This is a genomic window from Mesorhizobium loti (assembly GCA_014189435.1).
GTDB lineage: Bacteria > Pseudomonadota > Alphaproteobacteria > Rhizobiales > Rhizobiaceae > Mesorhizobium > Mesorhizobium loti_G.
Window position 1 is genome coordinate 4,614,001 of the sequence record CP050293.1, and the last position, 16,930, is coordinate 4,630,930.

A 16,930-nucleotide genomic window follows, 5' to 3' on the forward strand; every position below is an offset into this window, starting at 1 on the left:
ACATCCACCAACCCCCATGAATTTTTCAGGCTAGCTGATTGCTCGAGTGAGCGAAGCCGTCTTTGGGTCGTAGGTGTAGCCGGTGATCGTTCCGTTCCGGATCTTCTCAATGGCCTCGTCGACCACGAAAAGCGGCACAAGGAACCATTCTCGCGGGATGATCGGCATGCCGAAGCGATCCTTAACCTCGATGTCGAGGCGGGCCCCGCCGAATATCCGATGGATCAGATTCTCAAGCCTGGTGCGGTTGATGTTGAATAGCTCGTAGGTCGCGACGACCTCGACGTCGGCCATGAGGAAGGTCGGGTCCAGCTTCGCATTGGCGAGCCGTCGCACGACATCGCCGCCTGTGACGCCGATTTTGTGCAGCACCTCGCGGTGGGCGGCGACGGCAGGATGGTCGGATTTGCTCCGCAGCACATAGACGACGCCGCTTGCCTCGTCCCCGTCCTCGTTCTGATCAGAGAATAACGGACCTGCCGAGGGCTCGACAATCCGCCGGCCAGCAGGGTCCTGTTGCAGAGCCTTCTGAAGGGACCGCATGAGCAAATTGCTCTCGGTCCCGTTGTCGAAGATCACGCGAAGCCGGGCATCGATGTTACCGTGCTCATTGGTGGCAGGCTGCTCCATCGTCGCGACATAGGCTTTCTGGCCACCAAGAATATAGAATCGGCCAGGCGCGATCTCGGACTTGCGCTCGAAGCGGCGGGTTTGCCGCAAGCCGCCGCTCAGTTCTTTCTGCACCTGCTCGAACAGCGGCTTGAAGGTTTCGAAGTCCTCGCAGGGCTGGCGGTTGGCGATTTCCTCGGCCGCGCGCTTCTCCGCAGCCGATCGAACGTGACGCAGTTCGGTGATATCGGCTGGCTCGGCGGTGTCTACCCCGAGCTGCGCCAGAAGCTCGTCATCGTCTAGTTCGATGGGGGCGCGGTCCGGCCCAGATTCAGCGCCCGCCAGAAGCCCTTGATGATCGAAAGGTTCAATCACGGTACGGCAATCGGCCAACTTTCGCAGGCGATCGAGGCGCACGGCATAGAGGCGCTCGAAGATATCACGGTCCTCGCCGTGCTGCGGAGGGCGGCCGTTCTTCTCGACGAAACGCTGAATCTCCTCAAAGCCGGTGATCACGCGCTCTTCGCGCGGCGTCCGGCTCGACTCCTTCTTCGCCTCAATCTCGACGCCAAGCTCTTCGAGAAGCGCATTATCCTCATCGGTGAAGCTCTTAGTCACGCGCGGCCTCCGTCTTCATGCGTTGAAGGAAGGCTACGCCTTCGGCCATGCGCTTCTCCCAGGCGTCGGGCGAGGTGATCGAGGGGAGCCGGCCGCGCTCCTGTTTGAACTTCAAGGCCCGCTTGGCAAGCTCGCGTGCCTCCTCGATCGATAGCGTGGCACGTTTGGCCCCGATCACAGCCGCGACCTGCTTCAGGCTCTCCTCGCTCATCGTCTTGGCGAGGATAGCATAGGCTTCGCCAAAGGGGTTGATGCGGTCGATCAGGTCTATGTCCAGCTCGCGCACGTCCATTGCGAACTTGCGGACGCCCTCGATAAACGCTGTATTCGGACTCTTGTCGCCGTCGCTTTCGATCCCGCCCAAGGCGACCTCCTTTGCCTTCTGCGTGAGGTTCAGGGCGGCGATAGCGTGCTGACGCACGGCCTCCTGATCCTCTTCATCGAGCTCGGGGAACTTGTCCTTGATGATCTTGCCCATGCGAAGCTGGGTCAGCTCTTCTGCCAAGGTCTCGCCACCAGCGTGCTCGCCATCAAACAGACCGCGTGTGAGAGTCATCTTGTCCTGCACGAAGGCGGCGATCACCTCGTTCAAGTCTTGCTGGCAGATGCGCTGAGCCTCCAGGCTCTTTGGAGCGACAAGGCCCTTGATCTCGATCTCGAACTGCCCCGTCTCGTCATTAAAGCCGACATTGGTTTTGTTGGGATCATAGCCGCCTTCGCCATAATCGAAGCCCGGCGTCGCCTCGCTTTGCGGGTTCTTAGGCTTGAACTCGAAACGGGGAGCAAGCACCTGTTCCATAAGCAGACTCGCCGCGATGGCCTTCAGCGTATCGTTCACCGCCTCAGTGACAGCTTCCTCGGAGGCGTCGGGTTCGGCGATCAGGTTGGTGAAGCGCGCGCGGATCTTGCCCGGCGCATCTCGTGTGGCTCGACCGATGATCTGCACGATCTCGGTCAGGCTCGACCGATATCCGACCGTCAGCGCGTGCTCGCACCAAATCCAGTCGAAGCCTTCCTTTGCCATGCCCAGGGCAATGATGATGTCGACATGGTCGCGGTTGTTCTTCTGCGCCGGGTCTTTCAGCGCCGCTGAAACCCGATCCCGCTTAGCAGCGTCGTCATCAACCAGGTCGGCAATGCGAAGGATGCGGCCTTCCGGCGTCTTAACCAGTTGGAAGCCGGTGGCGGGATCGACCCCCCTGCCATTCGCCCAGTTCCTCTATGATGTGGTCCACCTCCCTGATCTTGTCCTTCGTGCTCTCGCGCGAATTGACGCTCGGGATGTGGATGATCGTCTTCTCGGCTGGGTCGAGCACGTTGAGGATGTCGTCGGCATAGGAACCCGAATAGAAGAAATAGCCGATGTCGAGCTGCTTCAAATATTCGTAGCCGTTGAGCTGCTCATAATACGTGTAGGTGACGGTATCGAACTTCGACTCATCCTGCGGGGCGAGCACGGCTTCGGCATCGCCCCGGAAATAGGAACCGGTCATCGCCAGGACATGCATACGGTCGCGGGCGATGAATTGGCCGAGATGCAGGCCGAGCTTGTTGTCCGGGTTAGCGGAGACATGGTGGAACTCGTCCACGGCGATCAGTCGATTGTCGAACACCTCCACTCCGAACCTGTCCACGGCGAAGCGGAAGGTCGCATGGGTGCAGACTAGCACCTTGTCTTCGCTGGTGAGGAATGCGCCAACCGAATTGACCTTGCCGCCATCTTCGCCTGGCGCGTTGCACAGGTTCCATTTCGGCGTGACTGTCCAATCGGCCCAGAAGCCGAACCGCTTCAGCGGCTCATCGTTAAAGCTCGCGCCGATGGATTTTTCCGGCACGACGATGATTGCCTGCCGCAATCCCTGATTGTGGAGCTTATCGAGGGCGATAAACATAAGCGCGCGGCTCTTGCCCGACGCCGGCGGCGACTTAATGAGAAGATATTGCTCGCCCCGCTTCTCATAGGCGCGTTCCTGCATCGGCCGCATGCCGAAGGCGTTGGCCTTAGTTGAGTTGCCGTTGCGGGCATAGGAGACCGAGACGGAGGGGACCATTTTTCTTTCGTCGGTCATGCGCGCGCCTCCGCCTTGCGTTTCTTCGCGGCCGTCGGTGAGGCGGCCATTTTGGTGTACAGCTCGAACAGTTTTTCCAGCCGCTCGGTGTCGTTGCGGAACCGGCGACCGATATAGATGCGCTCGAGCACCTCGTCGTTGCGCTCATGCGCTTCGCGCAGATCCGCGGGCATCTTTTCGGGGTCGTAGAGTTCGGCGATCGTCGCAGGAAAATGCGCTTCACGCGCCAAAAGAATGTCCTCGGCGCAGCGAGTCAGATCGGCCTTGTTCTTCTCCGTAAGGTTAGGAAGAGGAAAGGTATTCCAACCTAGCGTAGAAGAGTACCGGAGCCTACTTTCCAATCTGCCGCAAACGGTTGATATCCACGATAGATGCAGCTTCGAGAGAACGATCGCAATCTCCCATAGGTGTGGGTCATACAGAGCAAAAGCCAGGTCTGATATTACAGTGTCACTCTTAAATATATCAGAGGGTATGTATTCTCTGTTTTCTGAAGAGGTTTTTGCCACGGCGATAGATATAGTTTCTTTATGAGCACGCTGCGCGAATTTGTGGGGGATCGCAGCATACGCATTGGTTGTCTTTGCAGAGGAATTCTTCCTAAAGGTCCGCACACTCTCAATTCTGTCGGCAACAGCAGGGACTTTCATGGCCAGAGACAGAAGATCATCCTCTATCCACAGGCATCTACGGTTTCTGTGATGCACCAACTCCTGAGAGCCCACTAATCCGCGCAAAAACGCTCGTGCCGAGGGATTATGGGTAACGAACTCATTTGCTTCGTCGTAGGTAAGGATAAGGTTTCCGCCATCCCGCGCCATACTGCCCGAAACCATTGGGTCTAGCTCGACAGACAGCGGTTTACTTCGCGCTTCCACACAAACTTCTGGCCCGGAGATGAGATACGGGGAAATCGATTCCACTTCCCTCTTTAGCTCCCCCTCATACAACGCGCATCGACCTTCCTTGTACAAGCCCACGCCGATGATAACGCATTGCACAACGGCGTTGTTCGAAGCGTTGTTTCTCCACTTGAAGCCTCGGTGCGCAAAAATGATATGACAACCAGCATCATAGAGTCGGGACCATAAATGGGCGACTTGCTCGCCTTCACTAATCGAACTGGTTGATACAAACGCGAACGTCGCATCGCAATACTTTACGAATTCCGACGCCTTCAAATACCAAGCCGTGACATAATCACAGTCCTTGAAGTCGTTTCCACCTCCGAAGACGAAAGCCATATCTTCTTTTTGTGCCGTATTCTGCTTTCTGGCACCCTTAAACTGGGGGTTGCCGCAGATATACGTTTCGCCGCCCTCGTTCTCAAAATCGATCTGAGCCTGATCAAGCGGTAAATGAAACAGGTCTTCCGCGTGATGCTTCACCCCGGTCCCGGTGGGTGGGCAAATGCTCAACCAGTCGAGACGCAGGGCGTTGCCGCAAGTAATCCAGTTTTCAGCGTCCAGCGGCAAGAAATCTCGTAGGGCCTCTTGCTGGCCGCGATAGAGTACGTCGCCCTGATATTCGGCGATGATGAGGGCGAGACGCGCGATCTCAGCTGGAAAGTCACGCAGTTCGATTCCACGGAAGTTGGTCAACGGGATTTCGCTACGTCGATCCAGCTCACCGCGCCGCCGGTTGATCTCGGCTTCTATCTCTCGCATCTGCTTGTAGGCGATGACCAGAAAGTTGCCGGAGCCGCAGGCCGGATCGAAAACCCGGATCCGCGACATTCGCTTGCGCAGGTTCAGCAGCATCCGAGGATTATCGTCGGCCTCATCGAGCCGTGCGCGCAGGTCGTCGAGGAATAGAGGATTGAGGACCTTTAAGATGTTCGGGACGCTCGTGTAGTGCATCCCAAGCGCACCGCGTTCCTCGTCCTCCGCCACGGCCTGAATCATCGACCCGAAGATGTCGGGGTTGATCTTGGTCCAATCGAGATTTCCGATATGAAGAAGGTAGGCGCGCGCGATGCGGCTGAAGCGCGGCACCTCCATGCTGCCGGAGAAGAGACCACCGTTCACATAGGGGAACTGGTCGGCCCACCGGGGGATCGCTGCCGCCGCGCGATCTCGACCCTTTCATGTTCATGGCGACGAATATGGTACCAATCACCTCGTGGGTGTTGGACGAGTCCTTGGCGCTCATCCGCTCGACGGTGGTGGTGAAGCGACGGGTACCGCCGAAGATGTCGGTGTCTTCGGCGAAGAAACAGAAGATCAGCCGCGCCATGAAGTGATTCATGTCGGGGCGGCGCTCGGCCGTCCCCCCATTCGGGATTGTCCTTCAGAAGCTCGACGTAGAGTCGGTTTAAGCGGCTGGTGGCCCGGATGTCGAAAGAGCTGTCGCGGAGCTGCTGGACGGTAGTGATGCCGGCAAGCGGCAGGAAAAAGCCAAAATGGTCGGGGAAGTCGGCGTAGGCGCAAGCTACCGTCTCACCCGATGCCAAGTCCTCGGCTTCGAACGTGTCCCCATCGGTCGCCAGAACGAATTTCGCCTTAGCCCTCGCCGTCGCCGGGCTAGCCTTCAGCGCGGCAAGCATCTTCGTGACCTCGCCAGGGGCAGCAACGGCGATGTGGATGTTGTTAGTCTGAAGAATGCCGCCCAGATCGGATTTGTTCGACTCGCCCGTGCGTAGCCGTTTGAGGGTTGTTTCTTTGTTCCCAAAGGCTTGCAGGAAGGCGAGCGGAAATTCCTCGACGTCGAAGGGCTGCTCGGCGAGCTGGGATATTGCCTCTTCAATCTCGACGGCGTTCATGCACGCTCCCGTATCTGGTTAGCGCGCAACGCGATTTCAGCACATCGACTCATGAGTGCATCGAAGGGTTCGGCATCTTCCAGCAGTAGTCCGTCCTCGACCATGCTGGCATAATCCTGCTGCAGTGCAGCTAACCCATCGCCGTCAGGCACCAGCCTCAAGCCGCCGTTCACAGCGGCAGCGTAGTCGATCGGCGTTTGATCCCCTGCTTTCTCGGCGAAGAACATGGTCTTGTGGCGCGCCACCGCATTGGCAAGTTCGCGATCAGCGAAGGCGGACGTCGCAAAGTTGGCCTCGTCCAACCGCGCGATATCGTGCCAGTGACGAGCAAAGCGATCGCCACGCAGCCGCTCCTGCAGACAGAAGACATGGATGGCCGTCGCCTTCTCCCAGAAGGTTCGCTCCGCATGCATCACGCGTGGACGAGCCGTGGGAAAGGTCACGCCCTCGATCAGGCCGGACGCGTCGCAAGCGATGTCGCGCAAGCTCGCTGGCTCGCCCGTCGATCGCGCTCCGAATTCGAGCATCACGCTCGGCGCCACATAGCCGGAGCCGGCCGTGGCGGCCTCGTAGTCGATGAACAGCTTCTCGCCTTCGACGCGGATGGTGGCCGTCAATGCTTCAGCAACAACCGCCTTTGCGATGATCGGCTGAACGCTTCCTTCAACCCACTCGGGCAGGCGCTTGCGAACCTCGCTGGACCAGCGTTTTTCCTCGCTACGGGTCTTCGGCAACGCTTCGCCGTTTTCGCCCACCAGGTCGGGTGCAATCGTCCGGATGTCGTAGGTCAGGTCGACATCCTCAGAAAACCGCCGGATGACCTTGTAGGCCTTGGACAGCGACGTGCCGCCCTTGAACACCAGATGTTCGCCGAGCGCCGAGCCGTAAAGGGTGGCGAGCGCCCAGACCACCCACACGTCCTTCTCCAGAAGGTGCGCCGGCCGGCCAGACCGATCGGCCGCGACGCCGAGCGCCTCGCGCCGATCCTCGACCGGGAGGTGGAGAAAAGAATCAGCCATGTGCGACCTTGCCCACGCTGCGCGCCAGCCAGGTCGGAAGCTGCGGCGCTACCGCGACCAGCTCGCTGAAGGCGCCCGGCGGGAGTTTCCGCTTCAATGTCTGGAGGGCGGCCTCCGCCTTCTCCGGCCCAAGCCAAGCGAGCGCGCGCACCGCCTCGCCAGCCGGTCGATGCGCCATGGCGAGTTGCCAGCGCGGCGCGTGGCGAAGCTCGACGACCTGCTTGCCGAGGTTCATTTTCCTGGTGCGGCCAGAGGTCAGATAGACCGACCGGACCGGCACCTGGGTCGTAAGGCCCAAGGTGTTGGCCGCAGCGGCGCCACTCCGGACGATGGTCTCTCCCCGCTGGCTGGCCAGCGCCTCGACCGCCTGTTCCACAGAGGGAGCCCGGGTGCCGAACCGGCTCGTGACCGGGAGGAGATAAACGCCGCGACCCGCCCGGATCAATTGCGCCCGCTCGGCTAGACGCGACAATGCCTGATCCACCGCGGGGCGGTTGCCGAGGTGGAGCAAGCTTTTAGCCGCGATGGGCGTGCCCTCTGGCAGCCCTTTCGCGTGCGTCAGAATCTGTTCGGTCAAGCGTTGCATGGCCGTTCTCCTGTCAGAAATATATGCGGTTTTCTGACAGTTTGCAATCGCCGGTCTGAAGCGCCTTTCGAGCCTCGAATTCTGAAACCCTGAAAGCCGCTTTTCCGGCCTCTCACCTTTGTGGGGAAAGCCTCCCCTGCGGCCGAGCCCGAGGTCTCGCCCGACCCCTTCTGCGGGGAGACCCCGCAACGCCCCCTGAGAGTGAGAGTGCGGACCGGTTTCCGTGACGGGTGAAAGGTGGGAGAGAGGCTCCCGCGCCCGTCCTGGAGATTGGTCCCATGAACATACAAGTCTTCGATGCGCGCCGTGACACGACCGGCGGTTACAAGGTAGATGTCAGCCGCGGCGAGCGGGTCGGCCGCGTCTCGTCGGAGTGGTTCGCGCGTCCGGCCGACGAACGCTACCTCTCGCTCTCCGAACTGGCGCAATCGGTGCGCGATCGGGCCGATCGCAGCCGGATCCGCGTCGTGGAAAGCGCCCTGATCCATGTCGAGGCGAACCGCAGCGACCCGGAACGGCTGGCTTTGATCCTGCCAGGCACGGATACGCCCATCACCCCGACCCATTGGAGCTTCGGCCAACTCGCCAGCCTGGTCGGCGCACCCGCTGCCTATCTACGACAGCTTCCGGCCGCGCTCGCCGGGATCAACCTGCAATATGGCCTGACATCCAATCGCGCCGAGCAGATCAAGACGCTGGAAACCGACGACGGCCGCACGGAACTGCGCGCCGTCACCGGCCCGGATTATGGGAGGATATTCGACGCAGAACTGGTGGAAGCCGTGCAGCGCATCGCCGGTAACGGCACGGGCGACACCCGCTGGAAGGTGCCGGGCGTGCTCGACTGGTCGACCGGCGTCTACAATCCGCGCGTCGACATCACCAAGGACACGACGACGCTCTATGCCTCCGATCGGGACGTCTTCCTGTTCCTGGTCGACGACCTGAATCCGATCGAGGCCGGCCGACTGCCGGACGGATCGCCCGACCTCTATTTCCGGGGTTTCTATTGCTGGAATTCCGAGGTCGGCGCCAAGACCCTCGGCATGGCGAGCTTCTATCTCCGTGCGGTCTGCCAGAATCGGAATCTTTGGGGCGTGGAAGATTTCGAGGAGATCACCATCCGCCACAGCAAATACGCCGCAAACCGGTTCGCCCATGAGGCTGCCCCGGCGTTGTTGAACTTCGCGAACTCCTCGCCCCTGCCCTTCGTCTGCGGCATCAAGGCGGCGCGCGAGCGGATCGTGGCAAGAACCAACGAAGACCGCACCGACTTCTTGCGCCGGCGCGGCTTCTCCAAGGCCGAGACCGGCAAGATCATCGACACGGTGCTGGCCGAGGAAGGCCGCCCGCCGGAGAGCATCTTCGATTTCGTGCAGGGCATCACGGCCGTCGCCCGCGACAAGCCGCATCAGGACGCCCGCCTCGACATGGAGGCCAAGGCCAAGAAGCTGCTCGACCGAGTGGCCTGACTTCCGTGAAGCCGGGGATGCGGTTTTCCGCGTCTCCGGCTTTGCGCTTCCGTGTCTTTCCGGTTGCCGGTTCGTGGTGCTGCCCCTTTAGAGGAAGAGGGCGGCGCTTCGCTTCGTGACGGGTTTAGGGCTGAGAGAGAGTCTCTCGGCGCCCGTCGCGGAGTACATTCCCATGGCTACTGCAGCGAAGAAGATCACCCTGTCGTCATCGCGCGACATCGCCTTCAACCAGCTCGTCATCTCCCAGGCGAACGTCCGGCGGATCAAGGCCGGCGTGTCGATCGAGGAGCTGGCGGAGGACATCGCCCGGCGAACTCTCCTCCAAAGCATCACCGTGCGGCCCGTGCGCGATGCGGACGGCAACGAGACCGGCATGTTCGAGATCCCGGCCGGCGGGCGCCGCTATCGGGCGCTTGAACTGCTGGTGAAGCAGAAGCGCCTCGCCAAGAACGCGCCAGTCCCCTGCGTCGTCCGCGAGGGCGGCATGGCCGAGGAGGATTCGCTGGCCGAAAACATTCAGCGGGCGCCGCTGCATCCGCTGGACCAGTTCCGCGCCTTCCTGACCTTCCGCGAGAAGGGCATGTCCGAGGAGGAGATCGCCGCCAACCAGTTCGTCTCGGTATCGGTCGTGAAGCAGCGCCTGCGTCTGGCGTCGGTCTCGCCCAAGCTCTTCGACGTCTATGCCGCCGACGGCATGACCCTCGATCAGCTGATGGCGTTCACGGTCAACGGTGATCATGAGCGACAGGAGCAGGTCTTCGAGCGCCTTGCGCAGGGCTACAGCAAGGAACCGCATCTCATCCGCCGGATGCTCACCGAGGGCGCGGTCCGCGCAGCCGATAAGCGTGCACAGTTTGTCGGGCTGGAAGCCTACTCCGAAGCTGGCGGCGTCATCATGCACGACCTGTTTCAGGGTGACGACGGCGGCTGGCTGCAGGATGTCGGCCTTCTCGACATGTTGGTGGCCGAGAAACTGCGTGAGCAGTCCGAGGCGATCTCCGCCGAAGGCTGGAGGTGGATCGATGTCGCGCCGGACTTCCCCTACGGCCACACCTACGGCCTGCGTCACCTCCGTGGCGAGCAAGTCCCTCTCACCGAGGAGGAACAGGCCACGCGCGACGCCCTTCAGGCTGAGTTGGACGGACTGGAGGAAACCTATGCCGATGCCGAGGAATTGCCCGAAGAGGTGGACGAGCGGCTCGGGGAGATCGAGACTGCGATCAGCGCGCTCGACGATCGGCCGATGGTCTTCGATCCCGAGGAGATCGGGCGGGCCGGCGCTTTCGTTAGCATCGACGGATCGGGCAACCTGCGGGTCGAGCGCGGCTATGTCCGCCCAGAAGACGAACGGCCGATTGAGCCGGCAGTCGATCCCGAGATCGAGGACGGCGTGAGCGCCGTCGCGGCACGCGCGGAGCATGAGGACGATCACCTGACCGCGGACATCGAGACGACAGCGGACCCCGAGGAAGACGACGGCCTGAAGCCGATCCCGGACCGCTTGATGACCGAACTGACCGCCCATCGCACGCTGGCTCTGCGCCACGCGCTCGGCGAGCGGCCCGATGTCGCCTTCCTCGCCGCGCTCCATGCGCTCACCCTTCGGGCCTTTTATCACTATGGCTCGGACACCTGCCTGGAGTTCGACCTGAAGAGCGTCAGTTTCGGCGCGCAGGCGCCGAGTCTGAATGACAGCAGCTTGGCCTCGGCAGTCGACGGCCGCCATCAAGCGTGGGTGGCGGCGCTTCCCAAGGAGCCCGGCGAGCTGTGGGAGGCGCTGCAGGCGTTCGACGGCGACAGCCGCCACGCTCTGTTTGCCCATTGCGTGTCGCTGTCGGTCAACGCGATCTACGAGGCTTATAACCGTCGGCCTCGTGCGCTCGCCCACGCCGACCAGCTCGCCCAGGCAGTCGATCTCGACATGGTGGCGGCCGGTTGGGAGCCCACGATCGACACCTATCTCGGCCGTGTCACCAAGGCCCGCATCCTCGCGTCGGTGCGCGAGGCGAAGGGTACGCGCGCCGGTGATCGCATCGAGCACCTGAAGAAGGGCGACATGGCCGAGAAGGCGCAGGAACTGCTCGCCGGGTCCGGTTGGTTGCCGGAGCCGTTGCGCACGCCCGGCCAGCCGGTCACCGCGGTCGATGACACATCAGCCTTCGAGACTGGCCAGTCCGGCGATCGTGAGGTCGAAGATACGGCGGAAGACGGCGGCGAAACGGCCATGGCGGAATCCGAGCCACAGATCGAAGATGAGCCGGCCGAGATCGACATGCATGTGATCGCGGCTGAATAGCCGAAGGAGCAACACGTCCCCCGAGGGCCCGCCGGCAACGGCGGGCCCATTTTTCGTCTCGGAGTCCGCGATGCAACCTGCCACAGATCTTGCGCGACGGCTGGCTGCTCAGGCCGAGGCCGTTTGTCGCCACTACCTCTCCAACGGCCACCGCGAAGGCCGCTACTGGCTCGTTGGCGATGCACGCAACACGCCGGGCCGATCGATGTTCGTGCGGCTGAAAGGCGGCGACAGCTGCAAAGGCGCCGCCGGCAAATGGACCGATGCCGCTACCGGAGAACATGGCGACCTACTCGACGTCATCCGCGAGAGCTGCGGCCTGATCAACTTCAAGGCCGTCGCCTATGAAGCCAGGAACTTCCTCAGCATGCCACCACCCGAGCCGGAGCCGCGATTTAATGGGCGCCGACGCCCTGTACCGAGCGGCTCGCCGGAAGCAGCGCGGCGTCTGATCGGCATGTCGCAGCCGATAACGGGCACAATCGTGCAAGCGTATTTACGGCAACGCGGCATCACTGATTTACGCGGAACCGGAAACCTTCGCTTCCATCCACGCTGCTATTATCGACCCGACGAGCACGCGCCCACCGAGACCTGGCCGGCCATGATCGCCGCTGTCACCGATCTCGACGGCAAAATCACAGGCGCGCATAGAACCTGGCTCGATCCCCGATCGCGTGATAAGGCGCCGCTCGACACGCCGAGGCGAGCCATGGGCGACCTGCTCGGCAACGCGGTGCGCTTCGGCATCGGCGGCGAGGTCATGGCGGCCGGCGAAGGCATCGAGACCGTCCTGTCGCTCCGACAGGTGCTTCCCGACATGCCGATGCTGGCGGCGCTCTCTGCAGCGCATCTCGCCGCCATCCTGTTCCCCGCTACGCTGCGACGGCTCTACATCGTGTGCGACAATGATCCGGCCGGTGACGGTGCGCGTGACAGCCTGATCGAACGGGCCACCGCCGTCGGGATCGAGGCGATTGTCATCTCGCCGGCGCTCGGCGACTTAAACGAGGATCTCCGTACCCTTGGCATCGAGCATCTCCGGCAGCAGTCGCGGATGCAGATTGCACCCCAGGATGTCGCAAGGTTCATGGCGCTGGCGGCATAGCCCGGCACGGGAGACCGACAATGGCGGTGCGTCGTCGTGCTCGCAGATGCACCAACCGTCGGTGGGGGACCGCGCCTCGGCCTTCGAGAGGGCGATCGGCCAGCAAACGGGCCTGCCCAACAATGGCTGCGGCCGACGATTTTCCGGCGGCGCGTGCCGCGCCTTTCCATCGCGAGGCAAAATCGCCGGCCTCCGCCATCCTCCGCTGACGCTCCGGCCCTGCGCCTTGCTCCGGGTGCAGGGCCGGCCCGCCCGCCGGCATTCGTCGCCATGAAGGCCGCGACGGTCGCGGTCCAACCGACGGAGCATCCCATGAGCGAGCACGACGACTTCGAACCGCATCACGCCTCATCACCGACCGACCATGTCCTCACCGAGCTTCAGCTCCACGGCTACCGTCCCTCCGAGGATGAACCCGACCAGCGACTCCTCCCGGACGGCAATGCGGTCGCAGGCGCCATCGCCGACATCTTCGACGCCCTGATCGGAACGCTGGAGGACACTCGCCTCGAACCCGACCTCGACGATCTCCTCTGGTCGACGGTCAACGTCTTTCACCGCGCCACCGACCGTATCGCGCGCGAACTCGACGACAACGAGCAGGCGCAACGCCGCGGGCAACGTGAACAGGACGGCAGCGAGGTAAAGGCCGTCGAACTCGAGCGTCACATCGCCGAAGGCCAAACTCTGATGGAACGTCAGAACGCCTTCGAACTGATGCGCGACCAGGCGGCCGAACATTACGAACGCCACGTCGGCAAAACCTGGTTTCCGCGCAGCGGGTCAAGGGTCAACCACCGCAACCTCACCTCGGCGATGATCGACAGCCGCGACTTCCTGGCAGCGAAGCGGCGCGCCGAGCAGACGATCCTTCTTCCCGCTGGGCCGAAAATCCTCGTCACCGGCGGGCTCGACTTCAATGATCACCGCCTGATCTGGGCCAAGCTCGACCAGGTGCACGAAAAGCACCCAGACATGGTGCTGATGCACGGCAAGTCGCCGAAGGGCGCCGAGAAGATCGCATCCCTTTGGGCGACGAACCGGAACGTGCCCCAGATCGGTTTCGCTCCCGACTGGACGAAGCACGGCCGCGCAGCGCCCTTCAAGCGCAACGACGAGATGCTGGAAATCCTGCCCAAGGGCGTGATGCACTTCCCCGGCACCGGCATAAACGACAACCTCGCCGACAAGGCAAAGAAGCTCGGCATCCCGGTTTGGAAGTTCGGCGGCGCGTGAGCGCCGCCTATCCCAGATCGACTTTCCAGAACTTCAGCACATCCTCGACCTCAGTCTTCGGATAGTGAAGAAAATCGGCGTTGGCGAGATTGGACCGGATTTTCGACTTCCGCTTTGCGATTTCGCGTTCGATGCGTGGCGTGAATGGCGCTGTCCCCGGCGGCAGGACGCCAGGCCGATCCGCTTTGGGCCAACTGTTCGGATAGTCGGGCGGTGTCCAACCCGATCGCACCTGCTCAGCCTGTGCGGCGACTGCCTCGTGCTCACATGCCCATCCGTACAGATGGAAAGAGCATACCCGCAGCATGGCTTTGATCTCTGGGAGGGTGTCGGTGAAACCCTTCAACGACGTGGGGAGCCACACCATGTTCGCGACACAGGAGAAATAGCGCGGATCCTGCACCACGCTGCTGCCCTGCGCGAACGATGGATCGTCGTAACCCCAGATGTGACAGACGGTCCAGTTCTTCGGCTTGGGGGACGCTACGTCGAGCGCAGCGACAAGGGCGTTGAGCGCAGCCACATTTCCTTCGAACTTCTCCGCCGTTACGCCGGTCAGCTTTCGCGTGTTCGTGTAACGGCGCGTCCACCCCGCATCAAAGAGGGCCCGACCGCGCGCTGTATGTGGTGCCCAGACCGGCAGCGCGCGAAACGTGTCGGGGTGTACCCACCGTGCCGTCCGCTCGATAAGTTCGACGATGGCAGGAATATCCGACCGCAGGGCCTCGTTGCCATCCGGCACATGGAATCCGCTTGCCATGGTCCTCCCAGACAAAGTTGTCGCCTCGTATGCGCGAGACGTCCGGCTGAGGTCTTAGCGGCAAGGCTGTTGAGAACATCACGACTACCATTTCGGACCGCCCGACACACCCCCGCTTATCTGCGCTGATCCTTGGTCAGACTGATCGCCTGACGCCATCAACCCGTAAAGGGTCGGCTATGCGAGCATGCCGCCGCTTCGGCTGCGCCTGCGCGGTGATTGCGGCGCTCAGCCCGACGCTTCGGGCGCCTGTCAGCGGGGGATGGTCCTCCGCTCAAACAGGAGCCGGATCGATGTCCCTCAACGACGCGCACGCCTTCGCCTTCAGCCTCGCCACCACCCTGATGGCCGCGATCATCATCTTCCAGGCCGGCGACGGCACCCTCTCGGTCACGCCCGCCAGCGAATACGACGGCGACATGGCCGCGATCGTCCATGAGATCGATCCCTTCGCCCCATAACCGGGGCGAACCGGCGTCGCCGCGCGGAGGTCGCACGCGATTTCCGCTCCCGGCTCAGCCACTTTTCAGCTATAGTTCGAGCGCGCCGTGGTGGTGGTGGAGGCGCGACCGTCAGACCGTTTCTCACGGAGGACGCCACCATGATCATCCTCGCAATATTTGCATCCCTCGCAGCCATCGGCCTGCTTTGCTGGCTGCTGTTCACGCTGGCCATCTTCGCGCTGCCGGCGTTCGTCGGCGTGACCGCGGGCGCGTGGGCGCACGGCACCGGCGCTGGCATTCCCGGCGCGGTTCTGGTCGGGGCCGGCGCCGCGGCCCTGACCCTGGCGGCTGGTCATCTGCTGATCACCTTTGTCCGGCCGATGTGGCTGAAGCTGCTCGTGGCCATCGCCTTCGTCGCGCCGGCCGCCATCGCCGGTTTCCACGCGACGCATGGCATTGTGAAGCACCTTATGCCTTCCGAAGGATGGCAGATCGCCTTCTCCGTTATTGGCGCGATCGCGGTGGGCATAACCGCCTTCGTGCGGCTCGCAGGAATGGCGGCGTCCCCAGGCCCGTCCAGCCGGGACCTCGCGCGAGCCTGATCGTCGATATCGGCGTTGCGAGGGCGAGATCAGCTATCGGCGACGACCGCCCACCTCTTCTTAGCTAGGCATTGGGATTGAGCGTGGGGTGCGGATCGACGCTGGGTCCAGCAGGCGCCTTAGTTAGAGCGCTGCCGTGGCACGACCATGTCTGAGCGGCACACCGAATATCCGTCGCGGCGATATCTCGGTTGGCGGTGGAGGGTCAGGATGCAGAGCCAATGCCTTGCCGCGAAGAAACGATGCCCGTGAGCATTGCCGTGACGCCGGTTTGCTGGCGCGAGACGGCCGCCATTTTCTCCGTTCTCTGACCGTGCCTCAACCGCTCCACACGGCCTCTTCAATGGCCTGATCTGGCCGAACGCCGGCTTCGCCTCGATCGCCTATGACGCAACAGCCGCGTCAAACTTTCTTCCCCTGCCGGCTGCGCCGCCATTCCTCGCGAGACAAGAAAGCCCTCCTTGGCTGTCAGGCCCCTGCGGGGTGCGCCGTCGATCGCCTCCGGCCTGCCGATCGCCATCGAGGCCGCAATGGTGCGGGCTCGGGAACGGAAAACGGAGACTTACAATGGCGACCATCGGCACCTTCAAGAAGACCGGCTCGAACGAATTCACCGGCGAAATCGTCACCCTCAGTGTCCAGGCCAAGAACGTGCGCATCGTCCCCGACCAGCGCGCGACCGGCGAGAACGCCCCCAGTCACCGGGTCCTGGTCGGCCGCGCCGAGATCGGCGCCGCCTGGTCCAAGCGCTCTAACGAGGGCCGCGACTATCTGGGCCTCAAGCTGGACGATCCGAGCTTCAACGCCCCGATCTACGCCAACCTCTTCGACGACGAGGAAGGCGAGACCTTCTCGCTGATCTGGTCCCGCCCCAACGGGCGGCGGGGCGACTGAGGCCCCGCGCGAGGCCCCGGCCGGAAGGCCGGGGCCTTCGGCTTTGCGGCGACCGAATCAGTTGCGGCCCAATCGACCGTAGAGAGCCCAAACAGCCATTTCCGGCTGGAAGATCCTGCCAAGAACGACTATTATAGTCGTAGTCTTGGCGTACGCGTATGTCCGTGTGGGAGGTGATCATGCATGATCACCGCCCGACAATTTCGGGCCGCACGCGCGTTGCTGGGTTGGACACAGGAGACGCTCGCTGACAAGGCCCGGGTCTCATTGACCGCGCTTAAGCGCCTCGAATCCACCAGTGGCCTCGAGGTCTTTGAGAGTACGCGCGACGAGGTGCGAAGGGCTTTCGAGCGCGCGGGCATCGTCTTCCTGAACTCCGATCAGGGCAAGGGAGTGCTGCTCGTTGATGCAAAGAAGGAAACCTGACGTTCGACAGGTCGTGGCGTTGCCACATCTT

12 protein-coding genes and 3 pseudogenes are annotated in these 16,930 nt (G+C 62.4%); 9 read left to right on the plus strand and 6 right to left on the minus strand.

The annotated features are described in order from the left end of the window. Positions 1–30: 30 nt before the first annotated feature. From HB777_22210 to HB777_22230, 5 genes and pseudogenes are all read right to left on the minus strand, one after another. Positions 31–1,227, minus strand: coding sequence for a GIY-YIG nuclease family protein (locus HB777_22210; GenBank protein QND66360.1), 1,197 nt, complete (start codon positions 1,225–1,227; stop codon positions 31–33). Continuing rightward, a pseudogene (locus HB777_22215) lies at positions 1,220–3,296 on the minus strand (DEAD/DEAH box helicase). The gene HB777_22210 and the pseudogene HB777_22215 overlap by 8 nt, the downstream one beginning before the upstream one ends. Next, positions 3,293–6,057, minus strand: a pseudogene (locus HB777_22220) (class I SAM-dependent DNA methyltransferase). The pseudogenes HB777_22215 and HB777_22220 overlap by 4 nt, the downstream one beginning before the upstream one ends. Further along, entirely contained in the window at positions 6,054–7,076 is a 1,023-nt protein-coding gene (locus HB777_22225; protein ID QND66361.1) for a nucleotidyl transferase AbiEii/AbiGii toxin family protein, read from the minus strand. The pseudogene HB777_22220 and the gene HB777_22225 overlap by 4 nt, the downstream one beginning before the upstream one ends. Continuing rightward, the gene (locus HB777_22230; protein QND66362.1) at positions 7,069–7,662 is read right to left on the minus strand and encodes a hypothetical protein; all 594 of its coding nucleotides are present in this window, start codon (positions 7,660–7,662) and stop codon (positions 7,069–7,071) included. Before HB777_22230 ends, HB777_22225 begins: the two co-directional genes overlap by 8 nt. 278 nt (positions 7,663–7,940) lie before the next feature. On the opposite strand from HB777_22230, the gene HB777_22235 reads away from it, so the two are divergent. The 4 genes from HB777_22235 to HB777_22250 all read left to right on the plus strand — a co-directional run bounded on the left by HB777_22235 (position 7,941) and on the right by HB777_22250 (position 13,774). Beyond that, positions 7,941–9,134, plus strand: coding sequence for a DUF932 domain-containing protein (locus HB777_22235; GenBank protein ID QND66363.1), 1,194 nt, complete (start codon positions 7,941–7,943; stop codon positions 9,132–9,134). A gap of 172 nt (positions 9,135–9,306) precedes the next feature. After that, positions 9,307–11,430, plus strand: a complete 2,124-nt coding sequence (locus HB777_22240) for a ParB N-terminal domain-containing protein (GenBank protein ID QND66364.1) — start codon at positions 9,307–9,309, stop codon at positions 11,428–11,430. 70 nt (positions 11,431–11,500) lie between these two features. Next, on the plus strand, positions 11,501–12,538 hold the full coding sequence (locus tag HB777_22245; protein QND66365.1) for a DNA primase: 1,038 nt from the start codon (positions 11,501–11,503) through the stop codon (positions 12,536–12,538). A 312-nt stretch (positions 12,539–12,850) separates the two neighbouring features. Beyond that, positions 12,851–13,774 carry a DUF2493 domain-containing protein gene (locus HB777_22250; GenBank protein QND68868.1) on the plus strand — a complete coding sequence of 308 codons (924 nt, stop codon included), beginning with the start codon at positions 12,851–12,853 and terminating at the stop codon, positions 13,772–13,774. Between the two features lie 7 nt (positions 13,775–13,781). Here HB777_22250 and HB777_22255 read toward each other — a convergent pair whose 3' ends face one another. Then, on the minus strand, positions 13,782–14,534 hold the full coding sequence (locus tag HB777_22255; GenBank protein ID QND66366.1) for a hypothetical protein: 753 nt from the start codon (positions 14,532–14,534) through the stop codon (positions 13,782–13,784). A 293-nt stretch (positions 14,535–14,827) separates the two neighbouring features. On the opposite strand from HB777_22255, the gene HB777_22260 reads away from it, so the two are divergent. The 5 genes and pseudogenes from HB777_22260 (at position 14,828) to HB777_22280 (ending at position 16,899) form a co-directional block, all read left to right on the plus strand. After that, positions 14,828–14,995, plus strand: coding sequence for a hypothetical protein (locus HB777_22260; protein QND66367.1), 168 nt, complete (start codon positions 14,828–14,830; stop codon positions 14,993–14,995). A gap of 140 nt (positions 14,996–15,135) precedes the next feature. Beyond that, complete coding sequence (locus tag HB777_22265; protein ID QND66368.1) at positions 15,136–15,579, plus strand: hypothetical protein; 444 nt, start codon at positions 15,136–15,138, stop codon at positions 15,577–15,579. Positions 15,580–15,932: 353 nt separating this feature from the next. Beyond that, positions 15,933–16,124 (plus strand): annotated as a pseudogene (locus HB777_22270) (hypothetical protein). A gap of 22 nt (positions 16,125–16,146) precedes the next feature. Continuing rightward, entirely contained in the window at positions 16,147–16,473 is a 327-nt protein-coding gene (locus tag HB777_22275) for a DUF736 domain-containing protein (protein ID QND66369.1), read from the plus strand. A gap of 183 nt (positions 16,474–16,656) precedes the next feature. Next, the gene (locus HB777_22280) at positions 16,657–16,899 is read left to right on the plus strand and encodes a helix-turn-helix transcriptional regulator (GenBank protein ID QND66370.1); all 243 of its coding nucleotides are present in this window, start codon (positions 16,657–16,659) and stop codon (positions 16,897–16,899) included. Positions 16,900–16,930 lie beyond the last annotated feature (31 nt).